The sequence below is a fragment of the Exiguobacterium sp. MMG028 genome (assembly GCF_027947425.1).
Taxonomy (GTDB): domain Bacteria; phylum Bacillota; class Bacilli; order Exiguobacteriales; family Exiguobacteriaceae; genus Exiguobacterium; species Exiguobacterium aestuarii_A.
Genome location: NZ_JAQJIN010000003.1, coordinates 112,360 through 137,475 on the forward strand (window position 1 = coordinate 112,360; position 25,116 = coordinate 137,475).

Consider the following 25,116-nt stretch of genomic DNA (forward strand, 5'->3'; position numbering starts at 1 on the left):
CATCCTCCATGATTCAGCATCTTCCTTTTTATCCCCGCTTCAAGGGAGCTGAAACCAAAAAAACGCAGACGATGTGTCTGCGTTTCAACATGTTATTTCTTGATGATGATGGATGATGGAGAAGCACCTTTCGCATACGTGATGCGCTGGACATTTTTCGCCCCGCGAATCTCGGCAAGGTTTTTTCCGTCAACGATCACTTCTTTCACTGTTGCGCCTTTGAAGTCGATGATGGCACCGGCTTCTTTCGGTTTCACTTGAACGACGACATTTTTCAACGCATCACCCGTCAATTCCGTGTAAGCGCCACGGACAAAGATTCCGTTTTTAAAGTTTGTTCCTTTTCCAATCGTCACACCGATAAAGTCCTCTTGAAGGACGAGACGAGCGGCTGGATGATTTTCTACCGTGTAACGCGTCAATTCCACTTCAGGTTCTGGAGTGAAGTCGATTTGTGCGAGAACCGGATCATGGTCACTCGCGCGACCTGACATCTCGGTGAAGTCCGCATTGACGTGAATCATGTCAATCTTCGTAGAAGCGGCCAAGCGATTCGACACGAGGATGTGGTCGAGTACTTGTGAGTTTCCTTGATAGACATATGAGTAGCGGTCAACAGCAGGGACTTTCTCGACCATGTTCGTCATCAAGTCACCTTTAAAGATTTGAAGTGCATCCGAGAATTCGAAATCGTTAAAGTCTCCGAGTGCGACAACGTTCGCTTCAGGGTTCTTCGTCTTCACGTCCGCCACGAAGTTGTGGACGACTTGTGCAATCTTCTTACGTTGTACTTCACTTCCGAGTACGACCGGCTGTTGTGAACCGAAGAATCCAGTATCGCCGCCTTTTGAGTTCCAGTGGTTCGCGATGACAATCACGTTCTCACCTTGGAAATCAAATTGAGCTGCCAACGGTTTACGTGAGCGATTGAACGCTTCGTTCGTCGGGTCGATACGTCCCGGGTTGTGCGTCAACTTCCCGTCAACATATCCGACTGCCGTCGTCGCGTCACCAGCAGGCATTCCATCCGTCAACGATACACGCGCAGGGTCATACAAGAAACCGACACGAATGTTGGCATCCGGTGCACCACCGTCTTGGTTGTTCTCAGGGTCGATGTTGACGTACTTATACGTTTTCCCGCCGACAGCGACGATGTTGTCGATCAAGCGTTGATAGCTTTGATCAGCGGCAGAACCCGCACCTTTGTCTTGTCCATCGTTGTCCTGTACTTCTGTCACGCCGATGATGTCAGGGCTGTTCAATTCATTGACGAATGCTTTTGCCAATTTGAGCGCCTTCTCATCTGATGTTTCTTTAATGTTGTTCGAGAAGTTTTCTAAGTTGTAAGACGCAATCGTCAATTGATCTTCTTCTGCTTCGATGAACGTCTTCTCACGCTGCGCATCCCCTTTGACAAAGGCAGCTTTCATGTCTTCGAGCGATGCTTGAATCTTATAGTTTCCGAATGAGTAGCCGACGACACCTACGATTGGTCCGTTGAAACGGTCGCCAGTCGCGACATCGAAGTCACGCGCTTCTGCGTTCGGTTCGAGACGGAATTGAATGCGTTCCGGGTTTGCGTCGTTCTTTTTCAATAAGACACCACCATTGTAAGTCTCCGTTGGCGTATCTTCGAGCACGGTCACGAGGTCACCGTATTCTTGTGGTCCGACTGATTTCAAGTTGGTCGTTTGAACGCGCATGCCTTCGAGGCTTTCCCAGAAGTCAATCGCGTCCTTCTCCGGGTTGAAGACAGCGAGGTTATCACTATCGATAAACGCTGTCGGTAGGTTTGAAGCATCGATTGTAATCGGAGTCGGGAGTGTCACACCGCTCGCGACGACTTCAACTTTTCCGTTGCGTGTATCGATTTGCGTCATCTTCATGTCCGTCTGTTGGCGATCGCTATATCCTTCAATCGCGTATTCGCTCACTTTCCCGTTCACCTTGACGAGGTCACCGACTTGAATACCAGCGATTGAACGTCCACCGTAAAGGACAATCCCTTCAGATGTGCGTGCATCGTTGTCGGCTTCAGCATCCGGTGTCTGGATGAAGTAATACGTCGTCCCGCTCGAGATGAAAGTAGACGTGACGATTCCTTCGACGCCCTCAACCGTCTGTCCGTTCATCGGAGCGGTATGGTTCGCTCCTTGGATGTCGTGAATGCGAATCTTATCTGTGATCTTGTATGAGAACGTCGAGACAGCGCTGAACGTGTCGCCTGTTTTCACGACCGTCTTCAGCGTCGTCGAGTTTTCGATGCGAATCGAACCTTCGTAACGAGTCCCGTTCTCTTTCGGATCAGATCCGTCGAGTGTATAGAAAATTTCGGCGTTTGCCGTCGTCGTTGAGAGCGTGATGTCTTGCGGTCCGACAAACGTGCCGGCACCTGGTTTTGCGACGGCCGGGCGAAGGACCGACGTATCGATGACCGTGTCCGCTGGGTCACGCGGGATGATTTGATAAGCATCGTCAAACTGCTGAACGATTCCTGTGATAGATGAATAGTTCACATCCGTCTGTAAATCGAGGATGCCCCGTTCGTCACGAACGATGAACTCTTTCGTTCCGTCCGTTGCCGTCAAGTTTTGACCGCTCCCTGTGAGCGTGACATTGTTGACGGTTACGAGTTCTGATTCGACGTCTTCATTGATTTGTTCTCCCGTCACTACTTGTGCAGCAGGAAGCGTCGCTGCTTGTTTCGAGACGACGACCGCGCTGTTCAATTGCAAGAGTTCACGATACGAACCGACAACGCCTGTGACGACGACTTCATCCCCAACGTTGACCGCAAGGGACGTCGGTCGGATAGAAAGACCGCCTGTCGCATCTTGAATCGAGATCGTGTTCGCGAGTTTTCCAGTGACGACTCCTTTTACAGTGACCGTCTCATTTTCTGCTTTTGTCCGTGCGTCTGCGATTGAAATCGGTGTGACCGGTGCAGGTGGCTCTGTCGTACCGCCATCGCCGTACTCGACGCCTTGGAACGTATGCGCCCCGAGGTTATCGAACGAGTCTTGTGGTGTCGATGTCCATTCGACAGCAGGATCGAAAGCATCGCTTCCGTCACTGTCGCCACGCGTGACCGTATCTTTACGGATGAGTGACTGGTCTGCAGTCGCAACGGTCGTTCCCCATTTCGTACCTGGGTCGACACCGAGTTGACCGAAGACATCGAGAACAGTGTCTCCTTTTTTCAAGACGATCGTGTCATCTCCGTTGAAGTTCGTCACAGCGCTCGTCGTATCCGATTTCGCTTTCAATGCGTCTGACGCACTACCGTTCACAATGACATATGTAGCTCCTGGTGCGAGTGTTCCCGTCAAATTCAATGTGTTTCCGGCAGTCGTGCCACCGTTTGAATAGAGTTCAATCTTGTAGGCAGAAAGGTCGATTGTCGCGTTCGTTCCATTAAACAACTCGATGGCTTTATTGTTGCTTGAGCCTTCTACATACTCTGAGATGAAAAGGTCTGAAGCATTCAACGTCTCGGCATGTACATTTGCCGCGATCGGCGTCATGCTACTGACGATGAGTCCTGCCGACAAAGCGAGGCCAGTGACTGTCTTAAATGATTGTGTTGGTTTCCCCATGTGTAAGTCTCCCTTGGATGTAATTATGTAACCCGATTTCCCCATTGTGCGCCATCATAATTTGAGTACAAATACCCCTCCTTTTTATCAAAAAACAACATGATAACGCTTACATTACTTTCCTTTTAACGAATCGCTTGAAAAATTATTCGTGTATTGTCAAAAATGACAAACACATTTCCCAAGTTTTTAACTACATGTTAAACATAACCAAGCAGACGTCAGAACTCAATCCACTAAATACGAAGTTATGATTACAGTTTAATGACAAGGTAAACGAAACATGAAGAACTTGACGGTTGGGTCGATAACTTTTACACTCTTCTAATACGAATTAATTATATCGGTTAAGTGTGAATTAAAAAGGAGGCAGTAATGAGAGCGATCAACTATCCAGTCATTCCTGGAGCAGGCGCATTTTATTATGAAGGAAACGAAATTGGTATTTTGCTTTGTCACGGATTTAATGGAACGCCTCAAAGTGTGCAAGATGTCGGGATCGAGCTGATGAAACAAGGCTTTACGGTGTATGCTCCGCGTTTGAAAGGGCATGGGACAGATCCGGAAGATTTTCGATGTTCAACGCATCGATGTTGGTATAAGAGCGTCATCGAAGGTATTGAACGATTGCGCGAGTCGTGTCGGACGGTCATCGTCGTCGGTCAATCAATGGGTGGGACGCTAGCGCTCAAAGCTGCGCTTGAAGAAAAGGTAGATGCCATCGTCACAATCAATGCAGCCTTATCCGTACCTGGGTATGCGTGTCATGCGTCTGATACCGAGTGTCGATTCATCGATGAGGACGCGCCCGACATTCTAGCAGAGGATGTATACGAGATAGTCTACGACCGCGTGCCGACAAAGGCGATTCGGGAATTGCTGGCGTTAATTGACGAGGTACGCCCGCACGTCGGGGCGGTTGATGTGCCGGTATATGTCATCCATTCGGCAGTCGACAACGTCGTGCCACCGACCGATTCGATTTGGTTGTTCGATCAATTGCAAGGTACAAAAGAATATGCGGTGCTCTCGAACTCGTATCACGTCGCGACGATGGACAATGATTGGAAACACTTATCGAAGCTCATCGCCACTTTTTGTGAACAAGTTGGGGCGCTTCATTCAAATGCAGTGTAAACTGCATTTTTTTGTGAGCTGATTCTTTGCAAACGCTTGCACTAGTGCTATGGTAGATGTGAATCATACCTTATTGTAGGAGGCACGTGCCGTATGGAGACGTTGTTCAGCCAAACAAAACAAACAGAAGTGAGTCGCGTATGGTGGAAAGAGGCGATTGCCTATCAAATCTATCCACGAAGTTTCAAAGATTCGAATGGGGATGGAATCGGGGATTTACGTGGGATTATCGAAAAGCTCGATTACTTAGAAGACCTTGGCATTGACGTGATTTGGATTTGTCCGATGTATAAGTCGCCAAACGATGACAACGGATATGATATTAGTGACTATCAAGACATTATGGAAGAGTTCGGAACAATGGAAGATTTCGATGCGCTATTAGAGGCCGTACATGCACGTGGCATGAAACTGTTGCTCGACCTCGTCGTCAATCATACATCGGATGAGCATCCGTGGTTCCTTGAATCGAAAAGCTCTAAAGATAATCCAAAACGGGATTGGTACATTTGGCGAGATGGAAAAGACGGTGCGCCACCGAGCAACTGGGCGAGTATCTTTGGTGGCTCAGCTTGGGAATACGATCAACAGACCGATCAATACTACTTACACGTCTTCTCGAAGAAGCAACCGGATTTGAACTGGGAGAACCGTGAAGTTCGGACGGCTATCTATGACATGATCAACTGGTGGCTCGATAAAGGGGTGGACGGGTTCCGTGTCGATGCCATCAGTCACATTAAAAAGATGCCGACCGGGACAATGCTTCCATCTCCGGACGGCAAGCCGGTCGTTACGGCGTTCTCGATGTATTCAAACATCGACGGCATCCATGACTATCTTCAAGAGATGAAGCGGGAAACGTTCTCGAAATACGATATTATGACGGTCGGTGAAACGAACGGGATCGAGCCGGAAGCAGCGGATCTTTGGATGGGTCCAGAAAACGGCGCGATGAATATGGCGTTTCATTTTGACCATGTCGACATTATGCGGCGGTCACGTCTGGCCCCACTCGATGTCGTCGAGTTGAAACGAATCTTCGATAAGTGGCAACAAGGTTTACGTGAGACGGGTTGGAACGCGCTATATATTGAAAACCATGACATGGTGCGGGCGGTCTCGCTCGTTGGGGATGAGCATCATTATTGGCGGGAGAGTGCGACCGCGCTCGCGATGATGTACTTCTTTATGCACGGGACACCATTTATTTACCAAGGACAAGAGATTGGGATGAAGAACGTACCGCTTCCATCCATCCATGATTACGATGACGTCGCGACGAAGAATGAATACTTCGAACGGATTGCGAACGGGATGAGTGAAGTCGACTCGATGCAGCAAGTATGGGGCACATCCCGTGATAACGTGCGAACGCCGATTCAATGGGATGCGTCACCGCATGCCGGTTTCTCGACGACAACCCCATGGATGCCGATTCACGAAGAGTATGAGACACTCAACGTCGAGGCACAGCGAAACGATCAGCACTCGATTCTCTCGTTCTACAAGGAAATGATTCGTCTTCGCCGGGCCGAAGATACGTTTACGTACGGTCGTTATCGTGATGTCTTGCCAGAGCATAAGCAGGCTTTCGTCTATGAACGTACATTTAAGAACAATCGATTCTTCGTGGTCGTCAACTTGACCGCGAATCCGGCAGAAGTGACCATTCCAGAGATTGCGGGTGCGACACTTGTCATGACGAATGAAATCGATCCGGAGACGATTGATACTGAGACATTCATGCTACGACCATTCGCAGCGCGATTATATCGTTTATGATAGAAGGGTACCTTCCTAGGGAGGTACCTCTTTTGAATGAGAGGTGGGGTGAGGATGCATACGATTGAATTTTCGAATGGGAATGATTCTGTATACGTCGTGATCGAAAGTGCCACTCGTGAACGATTAACCTTAAAGATTGGGGAAAGCTGGATTGTAACATCCGTGACAGCGTATCTCAGCTTTGCGGAAGCGTTCGCGGAAGCTTTTCATGCTCTTCGAGGAACAGCGACACTTCGCGATATAGACGGAAACGAGGTTATTGATGTCATCTTCTCACATCGGGGAGTCCGTATTGCGTTTCATGATCCTCTTCCGGAGAAGACGCTACAGACCGATCAAAGTTACATGACGGAACCGATGCGACAAATCGGGATCTGGAATAGGCTGTGACAAATAAGGGAAAAGAGCATATGATAGAGATTGACTAAATGGAAAGGGGTGTCGGGTATGGATGGAACGAAACGTGCTGACATTCGCCCAGGGCTCCATGTCCAAATCGTTTTGAAACAAGATCAACGAAGCGGGAAGCTGACGAAAGGCGTCGTTCAAGATATATTGACGAACTCGCCACGTCATCCGCACGGAATCAAAGTGCGTTTGAGCGATGGACAGGTCGGTCGTGTGAAAGTGATCGAAGCTGGAGGTGAGTAAGATGAGTGAGAAAAAACTATCTTTTCAAGAAGCGATGAAACAAAAGCTGGCAGAAAAGAAACAGAACCAGACAAAGGTTCCGACGGGTTTACATGGTACAAAACAAAAACCGTTGACGAGCCAATTGACGAAAAAACCAAATAACCAGAAGAAACGTACTGGTATTTAAGCTCACAGCCACTCGAAAAGAGTGGTTGTTTTTTTGAATATGCGTTTCATCATCAATAAATATATTCATGATTTAATATTTCTAAACATTTTTATGTAAGCGCTTTAAATGCTTATAAATAAGGAATCTTGCTTAAATCATGTGAAAAAATAGTGAAATCACCTATAAAAAAAATATTGCTAATTGTCAGAATCTTTGTATAATTCAGAACTAAGACATCATAAAAAATTCTCAACTTCAGATTCACACAACAGGGAGGAACTTATTCATGGAAGCGATTCAAAGTATGTTACAGGGAAGCGTCGACTTTTTGAACAACATTTTATGGTCGTACGTATTGATTGCCGTGCTCGTCGGAGCCGGGATCTACTTTACGGTCAAAACACGATTTATGCAGTTCCGTTACTTAAAAGAAATGTTCCGGACGGTTACAGATAAATCGGACGTGACACCATCGAAAGATGGAAAGAGTATCACGCCAATGAAATCGTTCTTCATCGGTGCAGCGACTCGTATCGGTACAGGTAACCTTGCAGGGGTTACGGTAGCCGTCACACTCGGTGGACCGGGAGCGGTCTTCTGGATGTGGATCGTTGCCCTTCTCGGTGGAGCAACAGCCATGATCGAAAGTACATTGGCTCAAGTGTACAAAGTGAAAGACGATGTTGCGTACCGCGGTGGTCCAGCTTACTACATCGAAAAAGGATTGAACAACCGTGCACTCGGAATCGTATTCGCGGTTCTCATCGCTGTCACATTTGGTCTTATCTTTAACTCAGTTCAATCGAACACGATCGCTGCAGCATTCGATAACGCGTTCGGCGTCGATGCAGTCATCGGTGGAGCAGTCTTAGTTGTTCTTACTGGTATCGTCATCTTTGGTGGTGTACAACGTGTCGCGAACTTCTCGGCAATCGTCGTACCTGTCATGGCTGTCTTGTACCTTGCAATCGCACTTTACGTTGTCGTTGTAAACTTTGCTGAACTTCCAGCTGTTTTCGCGATGATCTTCCAAAGCGCATTCGGTTTAGACGAAGCGGTCGGTGGTTCAATCGGTGCTGCAATCTCAATGGGTGTCCGTCGTGGACTCTTCTCGAACGAAGCTGGTATGGGTTCTGCACCAAACGCAGCAGCTGCTGCTGAAGTATCGCACCCAGCGAAACAAGGTTTCCTTCAAGCTCTCGGTGTATTCTTGGATACATTGATCGTTTGTACGGCAACTGCAGCAATCATCCTTCTCTCAGACAGCTATGCTTCAGGGAACGGTGAAGGGATCGTCCTTCTTCAAAACGCTTTGACTGAACAAATCGGGGCACTTGCTCCAGCATTCATCGCCGTCAGCGTCTTCTTGTTCGCATTCAGCTCAATCGCAGGAAGCTACTACTACGGTGAAACGAACATCGAATTCATCAAGAAGAGTAAAGGTGCAGTCCTTGGATTCCGTCTTGCAACAATGGCATTCGTCTTCATCGGAGCGGTCGCAAGCCTCGGATTTGTATGGAGCCTCGCTGACCTCTTCATGGCAGGGATGACATTGATCAACATCGCGGCAATCACATTGCTCGGTGGCGTTGCCTTCAAAGTTCTTAAAGACTACGAAGAGCAACGTGCTCAAGGTCTCAACCCACGCTTCTCTGCTCGTAAACTCGGCATCGAGAACACAGAGTGCTGGGACGTGGAAGAAGACGAAGTGGCACAAGGTTCTGTTCAGGCAGCCGCTGCTGATTCTTCAAAATCTTAATTCGTGAAATGCAACAAACAGGGACCCTGCTAATCGGGGTCCCTGTCTTTTTATGCGCGTTGACGAATCGGTTTGACGGCTTGCTCCGTCACCGATTTATTTAAATATACGTAACTTCCGGCAACGAACAACGCACCACCGACAATATTACCGAGTGTAGCGAAGAATAGATTGTAAAGGGCACCGCTGAAGTTAATAAGGTCCGACGGTACATAATGTAGCGCAAGCGCGAAAACGCCCATGTTCGCAATCGAGTGCTCGAACCCGGCAGCAAAGAATACGACGACTGGAATCATCGTCAGCATGATCTTCGCAACATCGTTGTTTGTTTTGAGCGGCATAAAAATGGCCAAACAGACGAGCACGTTACATAAGATGCCTTTCAGGAAAATCGCGATGGCATCTCCACCGATTTTTTTCGCTGCGACGACGGCTAGTAAATGGTCACCCGTCACTTCTCCCATGCTATGGGCACCGATGACGAGTAAGGACAGGATGACAGCGCCAATCAAGTTACCGAACCAACTGAGTCCCCATATTTTTGCTAAGTCTAACCAAGCGACACGACCTCGTTTCGCCCCGGTATAGAGATACATCGTGTTACTCGTAAACAGTTCTCCACCCATCCAGACGATGAAGACGAGCGCGACCGAGAAGCTCGCACCGGCGATGAGCATCGTGCCTGGCACGTTGATGAACATGTTTCCGACCGTGAACGAAAAGACGACCCCGATCCCAATCAAAAAACCAGCGATAATCGAACGTAACATGTATTGCGAAAATGATTGCTGAAGCAATGACGATTTTTTAAATGCGGCTTCTTCCATATAGTCGATGACTTGTTTTTCCATGAGAAGACCTCCTTTAGACATTTTCAGTCTAGGAGGTTGCCATAAAGTTTGCAATTGTTTTCACAAACTTTCAAGAAGTTCTCAAGAAACCGTTCACATCGTTGCCACGAGTTCAACTTTGATGCGGTCTGGGTCTTCAAAAAACAGTGCGGTATAGTTCGGACCCCCTGCATGAGGGAAACGGTCAGCATACAATTCACGAAAACCGTGTGACGTGAGTTGTTGTCGGATTTCTTCTAATTGTGTGAGCGATGAGGCATGAAACGCCAAGTGATTGAGTCCGGTCTTTTTTCGATGGTAGGACGGAGTGAGGTGGTCTTCCTCTGTCTGAACGAACACGAGATATGTATCGCCGTAACGATAGCTTCGACCCTCTGGCCACGACTGATAAAGCGTGTACGCTAGCTGGTCACAGAGAAGCCATTCCCAAGCGCGTACACTGTCATCTAGGTTGGATACGTATAGTTCGATATGGTGTAGCATGAGAATCATCCTTTCGATGGACGTTTGAACTTGCTCCATTCGGTATAATTGAACTATACAACGAATGGGGGAGGAAGCGTATGGATCGGACAGGGCTCGTCTCAAATATTTTGATTGCCGGGAAAACTGGCGTCGGAAAGAGTGCGTTCATCAATTATATATATGGACATGACGTCGCCGAATCGCGTGCCGGAAGTCCGGTCACTGCAGAAGGGCTTCATGAGTACGAGTATTACGATTTAGAACGGGGGATCTTGTTTCGGTTCTTTGATACGTGGGGGCTCGAGGCAGACCGTTCCGAAGAGTGGCATCAAGCCATCCTATCCATCGTTCATCAGCGCGAAGGGGCGCTCGATATCGCAGAATGGTTTCACACCATCTATTACTTGTTGTCCGTGCAGTCAGGACGTGTTGAGGCATACGAGCTTGAGGCGATTTTAAAGCCGTTATATGAACGGGGGAGCAACGTCACCCTCATTCTGACCAACTTTAATGAAGAAGACCCGATGAGTGTGCAGAAGGCAGAAGCGATGGAACGGGTATTGTTACGTGAACTGCCAATCGATGAAGGGGACATCATTCGTGTCAACAGTGTCGAGAAGAAGTTACTGACCGGGAAACGTGTCCCGGTAAGAGGCTACGAAGACGTATGGAAACGGAATCGAACGAACCTTTGGAAAGACATTGAACGAAAACTTCCCATCAATTTGACGAATCATCTTTTAGAAGAGTTGGAAGATTGGCGGATTCGAAGTATCGACTCGGCAGAAAAAATCCGTATGCTCACCCCACAGGCGATGATTAGTTGGAAAGCCCGTAACATTGAAAAAGATTTAGAGAAAACGCTCGAGCAGGCGGCCGTGACGACAGAAGATGCGATGGCAGAAGGGGTACGTCACTATATTCAACTCATGCAACGGTACCCATTAGTCGGTGAGCAAGCAGACCATTTGTTTAGAACGAGACGAGTCGAACTTGGATTTGACTATTCGTTCGGAAAAACGGTCCGAAAGATGGTTCTCGGAATGATTCCTGGAGTGCATTTTATTTACTGGGCATTCAAGCGCCGAACAGCAGAACGAGGTATCAAAAAGGCCATCGACCAGCAATACACATCTGTGAAACAAACGATTGAAGAAGAGGTTCGACGTGGCTTTGAGCGCGAGATGCGTCAGCTAGGGCAAACGCTCAACTCATAAAGGGGGAAACGATAATGGAATCGACAAAACGGTTTGATTTTAAGGACTATGATTTGAAAGCAGAGCTCGAGCGACTTCGTGGAAATGTAAAGAAACCAAACATCCTCATCGCAGGGGCGACGGGAGCGGGAAAAAGTTCAGTCGTGAACCATGTGTTTGGTCGAGATTTGACAAAGGTGGCTGCCGGGGAGCCTGTCACTCGGGGAATTCATCAATATAAGAGTGACGATATTGCGGTCACGTTGTTTGATAGCGAAGGGTACGAGATTGGGAGTGCACGCCAACAACATTACGAGGAAGAAGTCATCGGATTTGTGGAGAACGCAAAGCAACAAGAAGCATCCGAGCGAGTCCATCTCGTTTGGTACACAATCAACGCTGCGACAAAACGTGTCACGCCACTCGACAAGGCGCTCATTCGTCGTCTCCATGAATCGACCGCTGTCGCCGTCTTATTTACACAAATCGATCAGGTCGATTTAGATGAACTAACAGCATTACGAAATGAACTAGATGGGGTCGTATCGGAGGAATCCGTGTTTCAGGTCAGTATCGCCCCGGAAATATTGAACGATGAAACGTTACGACAGTTTGTCGATTGGGAACGATTGATTGTATGGTCGGTTGAACAGCTAGACGCTTCTTTGCAGGAAGGACTCCTGATGGAGATTCAAGCAGAGAGTGAGACGATGCTCAAGTTGAAACGGAAGAAAGCCAATCGAATCATTTCAGGGTATGTGGCGAGCGCAGGAACGGCCGCTGCAGTCCCGCTTCCGTTTGCAGATGCCGTGGCCTTGACACCGATTCAAGTGACGATGAGCGTCCATCTGTTTCGCTATTGGGGCGTGAAGGCGAGTGATGATTTACTGAAGACGCTCATTGGAAGCACGATTATCCCACAAATCGGACGTACTTTATCGAAAACGATTCTATTGAATGTCATGAAGTTCTTCCCGGGAGCGAATGCGGCAGCCGGTGTCATCAATGCGACGGTTGCCTCAGGGATCACGTGGGCAATCGGACTCGCCATCAACGAAATTGCCTATCGAAATGCGATGGACTCCTCAAAAACAATCGAGCAGTTGTTGAATCAAGAGTTCGGTTCGTTGTTTGAACAGTTCTTGAAACAAAATCCGAAGTCGAATCAACCATCCTAACGATTCCCTTTTGTTAGACTACAAGTAATCGTAGAGAGGGGGAGAAAGATGAAAAAACGAATCTATATTACGCGACGCTTGCCGGAAGAAGCGGTCGCGCCGCTTCGTGAACACTATGACGTGCGTATGTGGGAGCATGAGGGGCAGAGTGTTCCTCGTGAGGTGCTTCTAGAAGAAGTCTCATCTGCGCATGCGCTCTGGACGATGCTTAGTGACACGATCGACGGTGAAGTGTTTGAGCGTGCCACGAATTTAGAGGTCGTCTCTAACTTGGCTGTCGGCTATAACAACATCGACTTGAAGGCAGCGAAAGAGAAGGGTGTCATCGTGACCAATACACCGGACGTCTTGACGGAAACGACAGCTGACCTGACGTTTGGACTCATGATGATGACGGCGCGACGTCTCGGAGAGGCCGAGCGTGATTTACGTGCCGGTGAGTGGAAATCGTGGCTTCCGATGGGATATGTCGGGATGGACCTCTATCAAGCGAAACTTGGGATCATCGGAATGGGACGAATCGGTGAAGCGGTCGCACGACGGGCGCGAGGATTTGACATGGACGTCTTGTATCATAATCGGACGCGTCGTCACGAGTCGGAGTCGATGTATGGCTTCACCTATGCGGAGCTCGATGAACTGTTAACGCAATCTGATTTCGTCGTCGTTCTCGCACCGCTCACGGACGAGACGCGTGGAATGCTTGGGGCAGATGAGTTTGCCAAGATGAAAGAAACAGCGATTTTCATCAACGTGGCTCGTGGAGAAATCATCGACGAACAGGCGTTGTATGAGGCGCTCAAGGCGAAAAAGATTTGGGGGGCTGGCCTCGACGTGTTCACGAAAGAACCGGTCGACTTGGATCATCCACTATTGACGCTTCCGAACGTGACGACACTACCGCATATCGGGAGTGCCTCGATTCGGACACGTCTCGCGATGATGGCGTTGAACCGAGACGCCATCGTGAACGTGCTTGAAGGAAAAGAACCGAAGAATCGTTTGACATAAAAAAGAGCCTGACGCGCGCGTCAGGCTCTTCTTACAATTAAAAGCGTCGAATGTTATCTGGGTCTTCTACGTCATTTCGATACGCACGATCATCGAGACCGCGTAGTTTTTCTTCTCGGTCAGGATTCTTTGTTTCTTTATCAAGCTTGTCTTGCTCCGGGTCCACCGGGTGACTTGGGTCAACAGGTTGGGCCTCGCGATATGGTTTCGAGTCGATTTCCAAACCATCGTCCGTGTGACTACCGAGATGGGTAGATGATGCGTCTTGATACGGTTTCGCGTCGACCGTCACCCCGTCTTGATGACGACGCTCGAAGTCCTCATCAACATAGACGAGAATCTTACCGGCTTCAACATCGTCATAGTGACGTTTCACTTCATCTTCACTGAGTCCCATGTTTCGTAAGCCGGCATGAACATCTTCATGACCACTTAAGAAAGCCCGAACTTTATCGAACCAACTTGCATGATGTGCAGCTTCTGTATGAACATCTGTGTCCCGTCTCAAAATCGATACGTTGTCTTCATGCTTCGTGACGACGTAAATGTGTGAGTCTTCGTACCCTTTTGCCCGCAACTCTTCGATTTTTCCAAACGCTGCATCTTGTGTATCATGCATACTGATGAATCGTTTCTCGTTCATAGTAATTCCTCCTTATAGTCTTCGATGGTCTTCTAAGCCAGAATGTCCACGAACAATCGGGTCATCCTTTGTACCTTTTGGTTCCTCGTCATGATCGTTGAACGGCTTGGCATCAAAAGCAATCCCATCCGCCTTCTCACCTTTGTCATGATCGAGTTCACTATCTTTCTTGTACATATTCGGATATCGATCATAAGAATGACGATCGACATAGAGTAAGATTTGACCTTCATCGATGGCATCATAGTATTGTTCTGCCTCGGCGTCGCTGAGTCCCATGTTGCGAAGTTCATCGCGGATACGGTCACTTCCATGTAGGAATGCTTTCACGCGATCGAGCAAGTTTACGTCTCGAACTCCAGCCTCGGCGTTTACATCCGTATGGTCACGCAAAGCAGAGATTTCCCCATCTCGCTTGGCAACGACATGCATATTCTTTTCGGCTTCCCCTGCAGCCCTCAACTCGTCTACTTTATGCATGACTTCTTGTTCCGTCTGAAACAGACCAATCATTTTACGTTCTGACATCGAATACCCCCTTAAATTTTTGCCAATCTTCAAATAGCGTCACAATAGGAGTAATTTCCGTTCTATCCAAAATTGAAACAAAAAACGCCATCCCCTGAAAGGAGTGGCGCAGATTAATAATAAAGCATGAGCGTGTCGTCCCCGAGTGAACAACGTGTACTCTTCCAGACGAACTCAATCAACGTCCAAATGGCCATAAAGCCACTGATTGCTAACAAAATGAGCGCATAGAGTGGAGTCAATTGAATGATGAACGACCAACCAAGGGTCATGAGGAGCGGTTGAATCAAAAAGATGGACGTGATATAGACGACCACGATGAGTAAAGCGAAGGCAATCCGTCGTCCGAGCGTATGAATGTGGTGCCGAAAACGGGTCAAGATACCGAAGATGGCACCGGTCACGAGGACAGGTAACAGGAAGGCCAGATAGTCGATTGGATATGTCGACATCGGTGCAGTGAACAACCGTCCGCTGAACACATCGTCAATGACGAGCAGTAAGTTGGCGTATGAAAATGCCAAAATCATACCGAGCAACCAGCCGAAACGGTTCCAAATCGTCCGTGATGATTTGAGCGCTTCGATTTTCGTATAAGCGAGGAATGCAAGATCACGAACTTCAATCTCTTTCAATGAGAGTTTGGCTTCGTCCAGTTGATTGACCGCCCAATCGAAATCTCGATTCGCTTGAGCTTTTTCATGAGGTTTTAATTCATCCGAGGCATCGATCAAGACGTGGTAGCGACGGCGATATTCTTCATTTGTTTCTGGTTGTTCGATGAGGAAACGAGCGTACTCATGCGGATCTTGGTTTAAGAGACTGTCTAACGACTGTCCACTTTTCTCCGCATGGCGGATATAGCCGGCGAGAGCCAGCAAGAGGCGGTCCGCTTCCGCCTCATCTCCAATCAGTTCAATCAAGCGCTTGCGCACTTCGTTGAAAAACTGTTGGACGTTCGGGTCATGAATCATATTCGGTTCCAGGGAGATTCCTCTCCTTTCTTGGTTTGTCATGGTCACGCAGGTGGTTCGTCATTATGAGAAAGTTTAAGCGACTCGAAATCACCTTGTTCGATGCTGCGAATCAAAATCTCGCTTCCTCCCATATTTGTCGAAAGGGGGATGGAATAAACGTCACAAAGACGCATCAATGCGCTCACGTCTGGTTCGTGAGGTTGGGCAGTCAATGGATCCCGGAAGAAGATGATCATATCCATCTCACCGCGTGCGACGGCAGCTCCAATTTCTTGGTCCCCTCCAAGCGGTCCTGAGCGGAAACAATGCACGGGTAAGCCGGTCGCTTCCGCAATTCGCTTACCGGTTGTACCTGTTGCGAACAATTGATGCTTTTCTAGAATATGTGCATACGTTTTAATGAGAACAATCAAATCGTCTTTCTTTTTGTCGTGAGCCACTAAAGCGATGTTCATTCGAATTCCTCCTAAAATGACTTCTCATGTTATTCGTATCATATCTCAAGGGATTTGACACGATTTCTCTCTTAACTTACGTACCCATTTCCATTGAATCGTAATAGTGATGTAAAAGAGTTGTCATGTGCATGATGTTTGATGATTTTGAAATATAGGTATTTAAAGAAAGAGCACTGTTAAGGAAAAGCAATCATTTCATAAAAAAAGGAGGAAGATTCGATGAACAATACAACGTATAACTTCAATTCGTTCATGTCATGGCTACCAGAGCTTTTGCTGGCAATTGTTATTCTCGTAGTCGGTTATATCTTGGCGAAAGTATTGGAAAACGTGACACGAAAAGCATTGAAGAAGGCACGACTCGATGAGCGGGCCGGTATCAAAAAAGAGGGGGAAAAAGGAGATAAGTGGACACCTGAACGCATTATTGCAAAAGTGGTGTTCTTTGGGGTGTTACTTCTCGCATTCCTGATTATCTTTGAATTCATGAATGTCCCTGCAATCACGGAGCCGTTCAGTCAGATTTATGAAGGATTATCTGGATTGATTATCGGTGTCATTAAAGCAGGTTTGATTTTACTCGTTGCGTGGGTCATCGCTACCCTTTTGAAAAAAGGGATTCAAATGGCGGGACATCGCTTGAATTTAAGCAAGTTGATGGAAAAGACGGGACAAGAATCGACAAGTGTCAACCAAACGAAATGGGTCGATACGGTCGCAAATATCGTCTTCTACCTCATCCTCTTATTGGCGTTACCGGCTGTACTTGACGCACTTGGACTTCGTGGGGTCAGTGGACCATTCGAAGACTTGTTGAACAGTTTCCTTGGATTTATTCCGAAACTTGTCGCAGCGGCGCTCATCTTCGCAATCGGTTATGTCGTCGCGAAGATTGTACGTGATATTTTGACGAAGTTCCTTGAAGCAGCAGGATTAGATCGATTGGCAGAGCGATTCCACCTTTCTGACTATGTGAAGGGATCGAGTCTTGCGAAAGCGATCGGTACAATTGTCTTCATCTTCATCATGATTCCAGTAACGATTTCGGCACTTGAAGCGTTGGATATTCGAGGCATCTCGGAACCAGCGATTGCGATGCTCAATGACGTCCTTGTCATGATTCCAGACATCCTTGTCGCAATCGTCCTCGTCCTCGTTGGTGTATTCGTGGCAAGATGGTTGAAGGGTGTCGTTGTATCACTCCTTGAAAACCTTGGGGTCAATTCATTGGCTCATAAAATGGGCTTCGGGGAACGAGCATCTTCGATGTCGATCGCCCAAGTGGTCGGTGTCATTGTACAAGTGATTGTCATCTTACTCTTTGTATCTGAAGCACTTCAGGTGGCGAATCTCGAGTTCATGGCGTCTCTTGCGACAGCAATCTTCGCTTACTTGCCAATGGTGATTGCGGCACTCATCATCTTGGCGGTCGGCTTCTGGTTAGCTAACATGGCAGAACGTTTGGTCGGAAGTGTTCTTGTCGATGGAGCAGGACAACCGAGCGCGCTTCGCTACGTAGCGAAATATGCGATTCTCGGACTTGTTTTCTTCATGGCAATCAGTCAGCTTGGCATTGCGCCGATGATTGTCAATACGGCCTTCCTTCTTATTCTTGGAGCCGTTGCCCTCGCCTTCGGTCTTGCTTTCGGGCTTGGCGGTCGCGAGACGGCAGCGCGCTACTTGAAAAAAGCGGAGCAACGCATTGATGAGACGGAAGTTTCAAAAGAAGGACTCGAACAAGAAAAAGAACAGATGAGTCGCGAAGCGGAAGCTGCGAAACAGCAAGCCAAACAAGGTGTTGAGCAGTCGAAGCAGGAAGCGGAACAATCGAAGAGCGAAGTGAAGCGAGACGTTCATGATTCAACGGGAGATCACGTAGACGGACCGGAACCAAATCCGTTCCACGACAATATCACTCCAGATCAAGACAATCGTTCACTTGACGACAACGATGGTCCGTTACGACCTTAATTGATTCTTTCACGGATCTCCCATGTGGAGGTCCGTTTTTTGTGTTCAACTTTGAAAGGAATCTGGTCGATAGATAAAGAAAAGAGTGACAGAGGTGAGAGGGATGTTTGAACGATTTCAACGAACACTCGTTGTGAACTATGTGATTGGCTCAGGATTAGCGGTTTTTGGTGTGGGGGGCGTTTTCATTTTTCAGACGCTTGATTTGTCAGTTCGTGAAATCGGACTACTTCTGGCCATTATGTTCGGTTCGGGAATTGTCATGATTACGTCAGAACTTCTATTGTATCGTAAACATATCCGACCAATCCGCCAATTTTTTAGGACGGAGTCTCCAACAAGTCAAGAGTTGACGTCGGCGTTCGAACAGGCGAGTCGCTTCCCGACTTTAACGGTACAGCGAATTTTAGGTCCTCACTTGTTTGGACTATCCATTCCGTCAATCGCTTTGACGACACTCTGTATTTATCAAGGCTGGATTGAATTACCGTATCGTTTGATTGGTCTCGCTGCGATTGGTGCTATCATGATTGCCGTGTTGCACGCGTTGATTGAGTACTTTTTGACGGTACGGTCGGTGGAACCGCTACTCGTGTATATGAAAGAAAGACACTACGAACTGTATCATCAGCCTATCCATGCAACGTATCGGTCATTCAGTGTCCGAACTAAATTATTGATCAGCATGCTCATTACGGGTGTCTTTCCTATCATGCTGTTTATGTTGGCCTCGAGCGTTCAACTGTCGACCTCGACTCGGACGGATACATATTGGAATTGGGCGTTCGTGATTCTTGTCATTATCGTTGGGATTGCAGTGTTATGTAGTTTCTTACTCTATGACAATATCAAACGTCCGATTGGGCTCTTGACGTCAGGTATCGAGCAGATGGAATCAGGACGACTCCAAAAAATCGAAAACCCCTATTTAGATGAGTTCGCTCAATTGATTGGTGGGTTCAACCAAATGGTCGAGACGGTGAATGCTCGTGAACAAGAGAATGCGCAACTGCTGGACAGCCTCTTCATCTTATTCGCGGCAACCCTCGATGCACGTGACCCTTATACGGCCGGTCATTCAGAACGTGTGGCGATGTACTCGGTAGAACTTGCCCGTGCGCTTCATTTGCCTAAGGAACAAATCGATTTACTCAATAAGTCTGCACTTCTTCACGACATCGGAAAAATCGGGATTCGTGATGATGTCTTGCTGAAGGAAGGGAAGTTGACAGACGAAGAGTTTTCAAAAATTCAGGAACATCCGACGATAGGCATTCATATATTGAGTCAAATTCATTTACCGGCATCCCTTCAACCGATTTTAGCCGGAGTTCGGTCTCATCATGAACGAATCGACGGCAAAGGGTATCCGGACCGTTTAAGTGAGGTCGATATTCCGCTGTTCGGAAGAATCATGGCGATTGCCGATGCTTATGACGCCATGACGTCAGATCGACCTTATCGCTCTGGGATGCCTGTGGAAAAAGCACTCTCTATTTTAGAGAGCGGACGTGGCACGCAATGGGACGCCGAATTTGTAGACGTATTCGTAAGGCTTCGTCGACAAGCGATATCTGCATAAAAAAGGAGCGGCACCTCGTGTGCGGCTCCTTTTAGGATAGGGTTTGGAAGGCGTACACACCGAATACGGCTCCGATGACGACAATGACGAGATTGACCCGGAGTAGCGCAAGCGTCGTAGCAACCACTCCTCCGAACAAGGCGGACGTCGTAGTGGTCGTCGAAGACAAGACTCCCGGAAAAATTAAACTAGCCAATACAGCATACGGGATGAAGGAAAGAAATCGTTTCATGTATGCCGGTAACGCCAATTCCTTTAACCAGAGTAACGGGACGAGGCGAGGGAAGTACGTGACAAGCGCCAACCCTAGGACGAGCAAAAATAAGGACATCATGAGACTTCTTCCTCCTTAAATAGAAAAGCACCGATTCCGGCTGCGACGACAGTCGCGATGATGATCCGAATTCCATCTGAAATCGGAAAGAACGGCGTGATCATCCAATGAAGCACCGCTTGCATGACGATGGCGAAACTCGCAACAACGAAGACAGGGCGATTCGTCAAGGACGGGACGAGTAACCCGATGAACATCGCATATAGCGCAATGCCCATGCTCGCTTGTAACGTGCCGGGAAGACCGAAAGCGAGAAAGACACCAATCCAAGTACCGATGTTCCAAGCGAGAAAGGCAATCGTATTCAATCCGAGAACGAACAGACCAGAACGTGCCTCTTTTCGGGTGGATGCGATACTGAATGTTTCATCGGTGACACCGAACGCAATGGATGCTAAAAGCTTGCGAGACGTTGTATCGATTCGTTGCGACAACGAGGCGGACATTAAAAAATGACGAGAGTTTAGAATGAACGTCGTCAGAATGATTTCCCAATACATCGAACCGGTCATCAGCAATTGCACGGTGATGAACTGACTGGCACCGGCGAAAATGAAAAACGACATGGATAACGTGATCACGTTTGGCAGATCAAACGATTTTGCCAAAAGACCGAAGGCGATGGCAATCGGGATATATCCAATGGCAACGGGAATACCTGCTCGAAGTCCTGCACGAAATGTTGACTGTTGTGAAGATGGGGATGTGGATTGAACTGAAGTCGCCATGACAGCCCTCCTTGATGGATCAAGATGATTTCTATGTCATTCGGGATGAATGGACGGTTTCCTGCTGAAACGATGAAAAAGAGGGTATACATGTATCGTTAAGGAGGGTGGTCACATGAGTCGTGCTGAAGAATTTTTGGCATCCTATCATCGAATCGAGGACTACTTGAGTCGAGAGATGGGAGACGGACAGCATTTCAGTTTTAGCAATATGGTGAACCGATTAGCGAAACAAAATCCAATCATCGATCGGTATAAAGAAGATTTACATCAAATGAGTCAACTTCGAAATGCGATTGTTCATGAGCGGCGTGAACCCGATTTCATTATCGCGGAACCCCACGAGTCGCTCGTTGAATTGATTTTAGAGGTGGAGCGTGAACTGCTTCATCCACGTCTCGTCATCCCATTGTTTGCGAAATCAGTGGTGACGTTTCAGTCCGAAGATTTTTTGACAGAGGTGCTCCGAGAGATTCGCGATAAAAACTACTCGCAGTTTCCCGTGTATCACGACAACGGCTCTTGGCGTGGTCTTCTGACGAAAAAAGGAGTGACCAGTTGGTTGGCCGAGACGATCGACGGAACCAACTTATCACTCAAAGGAGTTCGCGTGAAGCATGTTCTTCATCATGACCCGCATATGCATCGGTATCGATTCATTCGAAAAGATGCGACGGTGATTGAGGCACAACATTGCTTCACGCAAATGAAAGAGGGCGCCCGATACGACGCCCTCCTGATCACGGAGACTGGTAGTCCGAATGAAACGCTACTAGGAATCATCCGTCCTCAAGATTTATTAAACGCGCTCCGTTGAGGCGAGGTGTTCAATCGCGACCTCATATTGGGTCACGGTGTTGCCGAGGACAATCGGTTTTACTTCCGACGTCCCGTCATCTCGTTTCTTATGGGCGTGCTTGTAGGCATTGCTGTCGCGCCAATTTTCAAAGCTTGCCGCATCCCGCCATGTGGTCATGATGACCACATGGTCCATTGCTGCATCGGACGTATCCGTCAACACTTGCATCCGGACAAAGCCATCCATCGCTTCGATTCCTTTTGTCGTCTCGAAACGCGCTTTGACCGCATCGACTTTTCCTTTTTCAACGTCTAGTTTATTCATGACAATCCACATCCCGCATGTCCCCCTATACGAATAAGATGATTCCATTATACCGTGAACAGGGAAATGCCTGAAAAAGGATGCTCACTCAACGTTTGCTCCACCATTCTTCAAACGCCCAGTTCTTCTGCTTCATCATCGTCGCTTCGGTTACCCCGACATAGCGCAAATGCCATGGTTCATAATTATAACCAGTGATGTTTTCTTTTCCTTTCGGATAACGGACGATAAAGCCGTAACGATGGGCGTTTTGAATCATCCACTTTCCTTCAGGCGATTGGTCAAAGGAGGCGTATAACCCTAGACGCATACGTTGACTCGTCATATCCACCGCTAGACCGGTTTGGTGTTCACTGTGTCCGGGACGGGCGACATATTTTGAAGCGTATGCGACCCCGCGTGTATTGACCCAGTAGGCATATAGGGATTTTTGAGTCGAATAGGAGCGATAGGCGCTCAGTGCGTATAACGTATGACCTTGCTTTCGACCTGCGTAATACAGTTTCGCTAGCGCGTAAGCGGCTTCCGCTGTCATCAGTGTCCGTTCGCTTCCTTTTTGATAAACAGTTGGGACGGTTAAGGTCACAAGTTGTGGGGAACGATAAGTGGACGGGAGTCCATTTGTTTTATTGACGAGTCGCAATCGGTCAGCCGTTGGCATCTTCGGGATACCGGCTTTCAGGTTCGCAGTCGGAGTGAAGTACTTTGTACTCCCGATATAGACATTGGACCAACTTCGGTTATACGTGGTGTAACGAACAGGGACATTCGTTCGTAACGTCTTCAACACAGGAGAAGATTGCATCGCACGACCGTATAGGTAGGTTGTTTTGATGGTATAACCTGGTTGTGGGGACGATGATGCGGCTGTCACCGGCGAGGTTTGCAACAGGAGCAGACAAATGATCAAGATACGCAGGGACTTCATGGCAAAACGCCTCCTCGTGGGTTAGATGATGTTCCTTTTCCCGTTTTCTTGATAGACTGAGCATCTTTTATCCATCCTCAGGTCGGATGAGGATACAGCTTGGGTCCGATGAAGCGAGGAGTCAAATCCGATACAATAAACATAACGAATGAGATCGTAGAAAGGAGTGAGCGAATGGAAGTCTTATTTGGATTACCACTGTTGTTGCTCGTCCTGTTCTTTGCCTTTTTATACTTTAATATTAAAGGGCTATCGAATATGTGGAAGGACTACAATCGAACGAAATCGATGATTCCGCTTGGGTTCTTCATCATCGGGATTATCGGGATTTTCACAGGAGTCTGGACGTGGCTCGTCATTTTGATTTACTACGTCGTCCGCCCGAAAGACTAAACACTGTATGCAGACGCATACGGTGTTTTTGCTATACTAAGGACGAGGTGTTGAGATGGAGAAGTTAATAAAAGCATGGTTTATCGTAACGTTGATTACGTTTGGAATCTTTAAGCTTGGTGAAGTGATGACGACCCCGTATTCGGAAACGCCGAATGAAGGGAATGTATACTGGATCGTGCTCTTGATTGGGTGGCCGTTTTTGTTATTGTTCATTTGGATTACGGTTCGTATGACACGTCGGGTCACGGCATCCGTGCGACCGATTGGGAGAGTCGTATTAGGTTTGGGTAGTCTCATCATGGCCGGGATTGCCTGGGTGACCAATCAATCGCAAGCGACGTCTCTTCGGGAAGGAATTCGTCTATCTACGAACGAGTCTTTCGCAGAAGGATGGAACCAGTTCACGAATATCATCTATATGAATCAGCTGACTTTCTTTTTCCTGACAGTCAGTTGCATGGGGGTGGGGATTGTCCTTTCGTTCATCCCGACCAAAAAACAGCGAGAAGAAGCCGTGTAAGCTTCCTCTCGCTGTTTTTATAACCGCTCTTGATAAAGACGGGCATATCGATCGGCTGCGATGATGGCGTCTGCAACTTCTTCTGGCGTGACATCGAAACCACTATGAATCGTTTCGCCTTCTGCCGTGGCGGCTTTTCCGACTTTCAAGATATCTTCTCGAGATGCATTTTTCAATTTAATATCTTCGAGTGTGACCGGCAAGTCGAGTGCCATATAAAAGGCAACGTACTGCTCGAATTCTTCTTGAGGACGTCCTTCGAGTGCGAGTTGCACAAGTGTTCCGAAGGCAACTTTTTCACCGTGCGTCAAATGGTGGATGTCCCCTTCTAACGCGGTAAATCCATTGTGAATGGCATGGGCTGCAGCCAAGCCACCACTTTCAAAGCCGAGACCGCTCAATAGGGTGTTGGCTTCAACAATGGCTTCGAGCGCAGGTGTGACGACTTTTGCTTTGACGGCTTCATACGCTTGAATACCATATGTGAACAATACTTCTTCACAACGTTCAGCAATCGCTTCCGCCGCAAGCGTTGGGACACCACCGGCCATCGTCTTTCCTCCGAATGAAAGGACACTTCGCACTTCGACCCACGTCGCCAAAGCATCAGCAATGCCTGATGCAAGGAAGCGTGGCGGTGCCTGTGCAATCAATTCGGTGTCCACCAGAACGAGATCTGGATTCTTTTTATAAAAACGATAGCTTTCGAAATTACCTTCATCTGTGTAAATGACTGAAAGTGCACTTGTGGGTGCATCTGTCGAGGCGATCGTCGGTACAATGACGATGCGCGCATTCAATTCATCTGCGACCGCTTTTGCTGTATCAAGCGTCTTACCGCCACCGAGACCAATCACGAACGCTGTGCCACTTTCTTTGGCATCTGTGGCGATTCGAGTGATCTCATGCTTCGATGCTTCTCCGACAAAATCTGCTTTCGTCGCCTCAATATTGCTCGCCTGCAGTGAATGTGTCACACGCGAACCTACCAATTCCCAGACGACGTCATCCGCGATGAGTAAAGCGCTCGAACCGAAGTGAGCGACAAACTCTCCGATGCGATCAATCGTTTGTTTCCCTTGCACATACTTAGCCGGACTGATGAAAATACGTTCTGACATAGTGAACTTCATCCTTTCATA

26 protein-coding genes are annotated in these 25,116 nt (G+C 47.8%); 14 read left to right on the plus strand and 12 right to left on the minus strand.

All coding sequences use genetic code 11. The annotated features are described in order from the left end of the window. Positions 1-92 precede the first annotated feature (92 nt). A complete protein-coding gene (locus PJK55_RS11180) occupies positions 93-3,599 on the minus strand; it encodes a lamin tail domain-containing protein (protein WP_271305860.1) in 3,507 nt (1,168 codons plus the stop codon). Positions 3,600-3,974: 375 nt separating this feature from the next. Between PJK55_RS11180 and PJK55_RS11185 the strand changes: the two genes are divergently transcribed. From PJK55_RS11185 to PJK55_RS11210, 6 genes are all read left to right on the plus strand, one after another. Next, positions 3,975-4,736, plus strand: coding sequence for an alpha/beta hydrolase (locus PJK55_RS11185; RefSeq protein WP_271305861.1), 762 nt, complete (start codon positions 3,975-3,977; stop codon positions 4,734-4,736). A 129-nt stretch (positions 4,737-4,865) separates the two neighbouring features. Next, a complete protein-coding gene (locus tag PJK55_RS11190) occupies positions 4,866-6,521 on the plus strand; it encodes a glycoside hydrolase family 13 protein (protein WP_271305983.1) in 1,656 nt (551 codons plus the stop codon). 54 nt (positions 6,522-6,575) lie between these two features. Continuing rightward, positions 6,576-6,914: a hypothetical protein gene (locus PJK55_RS11195; protein ID WP_271305862.1), complete on the plus strand. Its 339-nt coding sequence runs from the start codon at positions 6,576-6,578 to the stop codon at positions 6,912-6,914. 57 nt (positions 6,915-6,971) lie between these two features. Then, the gene (locus tag PJK55_RS11200; protein ID WP_015880320.1) at positions 6,972-7,175 is read left to right on the plus strand and encodes a YwbE family protein; all 204 of its coding nucleotides are present in this window, start codon (positions 6,972-6,974) and stop codon (positions 7,173-7,175) included. A gap of 1 nt (position 7,176) precedes the next feature. Beyond that, complete coding sequence (locus PJK55_RS11205) at positions 7,177-7,344, plus strand: hypothetical protein (RefSeq protein ID WP_015880321.1); 168 nt, start codon at positions 7,177-7,179, stop codon at positions 7,342-7,344. 268 nt (positions 7,345-7,612) lie between these two features. Continuing rightward, positions 7,613-9,085, plus strand: coding sequence for an alanine/glycine:cation symporter family protein (locus PJK55_RS11210; RefSeq protein ID WP_271305863.1), 1,473 nt, complete (start codon positions 7,613-7,615; stop codon positions 9,083-9,085). Between the two features lie 50 nt (positions 9,086-9,135). Here PJK55_RS11210 and PJK55_RS11215 read toward each other — a convergent pair whose 3' ends face one another. After that, on the minus strand, positions 9,136-9,936 hold the full coding sequence (locus PJK55_RS11215) for a formate/nitrite transporter family protein (RefSeq protein ID WP_271305864.1): 801 nt from the start codon (positions 9,934-9,936) through the stop codon (positions 9,136-9,138). A gap of 93 nt (positions 9,937-10,029) precedes the next feature. Further along, positions 10,030-10,419 (minus strand): VOC family protein, encoded by a 390-nt coding sequence (locus PJK55_RS11220; protein WP_271305865.1) that lies wholly within the window; start codon positions 10,417-10,419, stop codon positions 10,030-10,032. A gap of 80 nt (positions 10,420-10,499) precedes the next feature. Here PJK55_RS11220 and PJK55_RS11225 point away from each other — a divergent pair, with 80 nt between their 5' ends. Genes PJK55_RS11225 through PJK55_RS11235 form a run of 3 tightly spaced genes read left to right on the plus strand, consistent with a single transcriptional unit; the run spans position 10,500 to position 13,786 of the window. Further along, complete coding sequence (locus PJK55_RS11225) at positions 10,500-11,618, plus strand: GTPase (RefSeq protein ID WP_271305866.1); 1,119 nt, start codon at positions 10,500-10,502, stop codon at positions 11,616-11,618. 14 nt (positions 11,619-11,632) lie between these two features. Further along, positions 11,633-12,775 (plus strand): YcjF family protein, encoded by a 1,143-nt coding sequence (locus PJK55_RS11230; RefSeq protein WP_271305867.1) that lies wholly within the window; start codon positions 11,633-11,635, stop codon positions 12,773-12,775. Positions 12,776-12,823: 48 nt separating this feature from the next. Beyond that, positions 12,824-13,786, plus strand: coding sequence for a 2-hydroxyacid dehydrogenase (locus tag PJK55_RS11235; RefSeq protein WP_271305868.1), 963 nt, complete (start codon positions 12,824-12,826; stop codon positions 13,784-13,786). Between the two features lie 37 nt (positions 13,787-13,823). Here the strand turns inward: PJK55_RS11235 and PJK55_RS11240 are convergent, their stop codons facing one another. The 4 genes from PJK55_RS11240 to PJK55_RS11255 all read right to left on the minus strand — a co-directional run bounded on the left by PJK55_RS11240 (position 13,824) and on the right by PJK55_RS11255 (position 16,389). Continuing rightward, entirely contained in the window at positions 13,824-14,429 is a 606-nt protein-coding gene (locus PJK55_RS11240) for a general stress protein (protein ID WP_271305869.1), read from the minus strand. Between the two features lie 12 nt (positions 14,430-14,441). Further along, entirely contained in the window at positions 14,442-14,957 is a 516-nt protein-coding gene (locus tag PJK55_RS11245) for a general stress protein (protein WP_214695665.1), read from the minus strand. Between the two features lie 113 nt (positions 14,958-15,070). After that, positions 15,071-15,973, minus strand: coding sequence for a hypothetical protein (locus PJK55_RS11250; protein ID WP_271305984.1), 903 nt, complete (start codon positions 15,971-15,973; stop codon positions 15,071-15,073). Between the two features lie 2 nt (positions 15,974-15,975). Beyond that, positions 15,976-16,389 (minus strand): methylglyoxal synthase, encoded by a 414-nt coding sequence (locus PJK55_RS11255; RefSeq protein WP_026824646.1) that lies wholly within the window; start codon positions 16,387-16,389, stop codon positions 15,976-15,978. Between the two features lie 222 nt (positions 16,390-16,611). Between PJK55_RS11255 and PJK55_RS11260 the strand changes: the two genes are divergently transcribed. Together PJK55_RS11260 and PJK55_RS11265 are read left to right on the plus strand one after the other, a co-directional pair. After that, a complete protein-coding gene (locus tag PJK55_RS11260; RefSeq protein WP_271305870.1) occupies positions 16,612-18,363 on the plus strand; it encodes a mechanosensitive ion channel in 1,752 nt (583 codons plus the stop codon). A 103-nt stretch (positions 18,364-18,466) separates the two neighbouring features. Further along, the gene (locus tag PJK55_RS11265; protein WP_271305871.1) at positions 18,467-19,945 is read left to right on the plus strand and encodes an HD-GYP domain-containing protein; all 1,479 of its coding nucleotides are present in this window, start codon (positions 18,467-18,469) and stop codon (positions 19,943-19,945) included. A 31-nt stretch (positions 19,946-19,976) separates the two neighbouring features. On the opposite strand, the gene PJK55_RS11270 is transcribed toward PJK55_RS11265, so the two are convergent. Both PJK55_RS11270 and PJK55_RS11275 read right to left on the minus strand, forming a co-directional pair. Further along, positions 19,977-20,279 (minus strand): AzlD domain-containing protein, encoded by a 303-nt coding sequence (locus PJK55_RS11270; RefSeq protein ID WP_271305872.1) that lies wholly within the window; start codon positions 20,277-20,279, stop codon positions 19,977-19,979. Next, positions 20,276-21,007, minus strand: a complete 732-nt coding sequence (locus PJK55_RS11275; protein WP_271305873.1) for an AzlC family ABC transporter permease — start codon at positions 21,005-21,007, stop codon at positions 20,276-20,278. Before PJK55_RS11275 ends, PJK55_RS11270 begins: the two co-directional genes overlap by 4 nt. A gap of 115 nt (positions 21,008-21,122) precedes the next feature. On the opposite strand from PJK55_RS11275, the gene PJK55_RS11280 reads away from it, so the two are divergent. Next, positions 21,123-21,824: a CBS domain-containing protein gene (locus PJK55_RS11280; RefSeq protein WP_271305874.1), complete on the plus strand. Its 702-nt coding sequence runs from the start codon at positions 21,123-21,125 to the stop codon at positions 21,822-21,824. Here the strand turns inward: PJK55_RS11280 and PJK55_RS11285 are convergent. Further along, positions 21,807-22,142, minus strand: a complete 336-nt coding sequence (locus PJK55_RS11285) for an antibiotic biosynthesis monooxygenase (RefSeq protein WP_074036751.1) — start codon at positions 22,140-22,142, stop codon at positions 21,807-21,809. The genes PJK55_RS11280 and PJK55_RS11285 overlap by 18 nt on opposite strands. A gap of 76 nt (positions 22,143-22,218) precedes the next feature. After that, positions 22,219-23,058 (minus strand): M15 family metallopeptidase, encoded by an 840-nt coding sequence (locus PJK55_RS11290; protein ID WP_271305875.1) that lies wholly within the window; start codon positions 23,056-23,058, stop codon positions 22,219-22,221. Positions 23,059-23,232: 174 nt separating this feature from the next. On the opposite strand from PJK55_RS11290, the gene PJK55_RS11295 reads away from it, so the two are divergent. After that, positions 23,233-23,451, plus strand: a complete 219-nt coding sequence (locus tag PJK55_RS11295; protein ID WP_271305876.1) for a hypothetical protein — start codon at positions 23,233-23,235, stop codon at positions 23,449-23,451. 55 nt (positions 23,452-23,506) lie between these two features. Continuing rightward, positions 23,507-23,974: a hypothetical protein gene (locus PJK55_RS11300; RefSeq protein WP_271305877.1), complete on the plus strand. Its 468-nt coding sequence runs from the start codon at positions 23,507-23,509 to the stop codon at positions 23,972-23,974. Between the two features lie 17 nt (positions 23,975-23,991). Here the strand turns inward: PJK55_RS11300 and PJK55_RS11305 are convergent, their stop codons facing one another. After that, positions 23,992-25,095, minus strand: a complete 1,104-nt coding sequence (locus PJK55_RS11305) for a glycerol dehydrogenase (protein WP_271305878.1) — start codon at positions 25,093-25,095, stop codon at positions 23,992-23,994. Between the last annotated feature and the right edge of the window lie 21 nt (positions 25,096-25,116).

Excerpts from the sequence above, each read along its gene's own strand:
- PJK55_RS11290 (WP_271305875.1), bottom strand. The coding sequence starts at position 23,058 with ATGAAGTCCCTGCGTATCTTGATCATTTGTCTGCTCCTGTTGCAAACC.
- PJK55_RS11265 (WP_271305871.1), top strand. The coding sequence starts at position 18,467 with ATGTTTGAACGATTTCAACGAACACTCGTTGTGAACTATGTGATTGGC.
- PJK55_RS11220 (WP_271305865.1), bottom strand. The coding sequence starts at position 10,419 with ATGCTACACCATATCGAACTATACGTATCCAACCTAGATGACAGTGTA.
- PJK55_RS11225 (WP_271305866.1), top strand. The coding sequence starts at position 10,500 with ATGGATCGGACAGGGCTCGTCTCAAATATTTTGATTGCCGGGAAAACT.
- PJK55_RS11195 (WP_271305862.1), top strand. The coding sequence starts at position 6,576 with ATGCATACGATTGAATTTTCGAATGGGAATGATTCTGTATACGTCGTG.
- PJK55_RS11215 (WP_271305864.1), bottom strand. The coding sequence starts at position 9,936 with ATGGAAAAACAAGTCATCGACTATATGGAAGAAGCCGCATTTAAAAAA.
- PJK55_RS11185 (WP_271305861.1), top strand. The coding sequence starts at position 3,975 with ATGAGAGCGATCAACTATCCAGTCATTCCTGGAGCAGGCGCATTTTAT.
- PJK55_RS11250 (WP_271305984.1), bottom strand. The coding sequence starts at position 15,973 with ATGACAAACCAAGAAAGGAGAGGAATCTCCCTGGAACCGAATATGATT.
- PJK55_RS11180 (WP_271305860.1), bottom strand. The coding sequence starts at position 3,599 with ATGGGGAAACCAACACAATCATTTAAGACAGTCACTGGCCTCGCTTTG.
- PJK55_RS11300 (WP_271305877.1), top strand. The coding sequence starts at position 23,507 with ATGGAGAAGTTAATAAAAGCATGGTTTATCGTAACGTTGATTACGTTT.
- PJK55_RS11305 (WP_271305878.1), bottom strand. The coding sequence starts at position 25,095 with ATGTCAGAACGTATTTTCATCAGTCCGGCTAAGTATGTGCAAGGGAAA.
- PJK55_RS11295 (WP_271305876.1), top strand. The coding sequence starts at position 23,233 with ATGGAAGTCTTATTTGGATTACCACTGTTGTTGCTCGTCCTGTTCTTT.
- PJK55_RS11210 (WP_271305863.1), top strand. The coding sequence starts at position 7,613 with ATGGAAGCGATTCAAAGTATGTTACAGGGAAGCGTCGACTTTTTGAAC.
- PJK55_RS11260 (WP_271305870.1), top strand. The coding sequence starts at position 16,612 with ATGAACAATACAACGTATAACTTCAATTCGTTCATGTCATGGCTACCA.
- PJK55_RS11275 (WP_271305873.1), bottom strand. The coding sequence starts at position 21,007 with ATGGCGACTTCAGTTCAATCCACATCCCCATCTTCACAACAGTCAACA.
- PJK55_RS11240 (WP_271305869.1), bottom strand. The coding sequence starts at position 14,429 with ATGAACGAGAAACGATTCATCAGTATGCATGATACACAAGATGCAGCG.
- PJK55_RS11285 (WP_074036751.1), bottom strand. The coding sequence starts at position 22,142 with ATGTGGATTGTCATGAATAAACTAGACGTTGAAAAAGGAAAAGTCGAT.
- PJK55_RS11230 (WP_271305867.1), top strand. The coding sequence starts at position 11,633 with ATGGAATCGACAAAACGGTTTGATTTTAAGGACTATGATTTGAAAGCA.
- PJK55_RS11235 (WP_271305868.1), top strand. The coding sequence starts at position 12,824 with ATGAAAAAACGAATCTATATTACGCGACGCTTGCCGGAAGAAGCGGTC.
- PJK55_RS11205 (WP_015880321.1), top strand. The coding sequence starts at position 7,177 with ATGAGTGAGAAAAAACTATCTTTTCAAGAAGCGATGAAACAAAAGCTG.
- PJK55_RS11245 (WP_214695665.1), bottom strand. The coding sequence starts at position 14,957 with ATGTCAGAACGTAAAATGATTGGTCTGTTTCAGACGGAACAAGAAGTC.
- PJK55_RS11280 (WP_271305874.1), top strand. The coding sequence starts at position 21,123 with ATGAGTCGTGCTGAAGAATTTTTGGCATCCTATCATCGAATCGAGGAC.
- PJK55_RS11270 (WP_271305872.1), bottom strand. The coding sequence starts at position 20,279 with ATGATGTCCTTATTTTTGCTCGTCCTAGGGTTGGCGCTTGTCACGTAC.
- PJK55_RS11255 (WP_026824646.1), bottom strand. The coding sequence starts at position 16,389 with ATGAACATCGCTTTAGTGGCTCACGACAAAAAGAAAGACGATTTGATT.
- PJK55_RS11200 (WP_015880320.1), top strand. The coding sequence starts at position 6,972 with ATGGATGGAACGAAACGTGCTGACATTCGCCCAGGGCTCCATGTCCAA.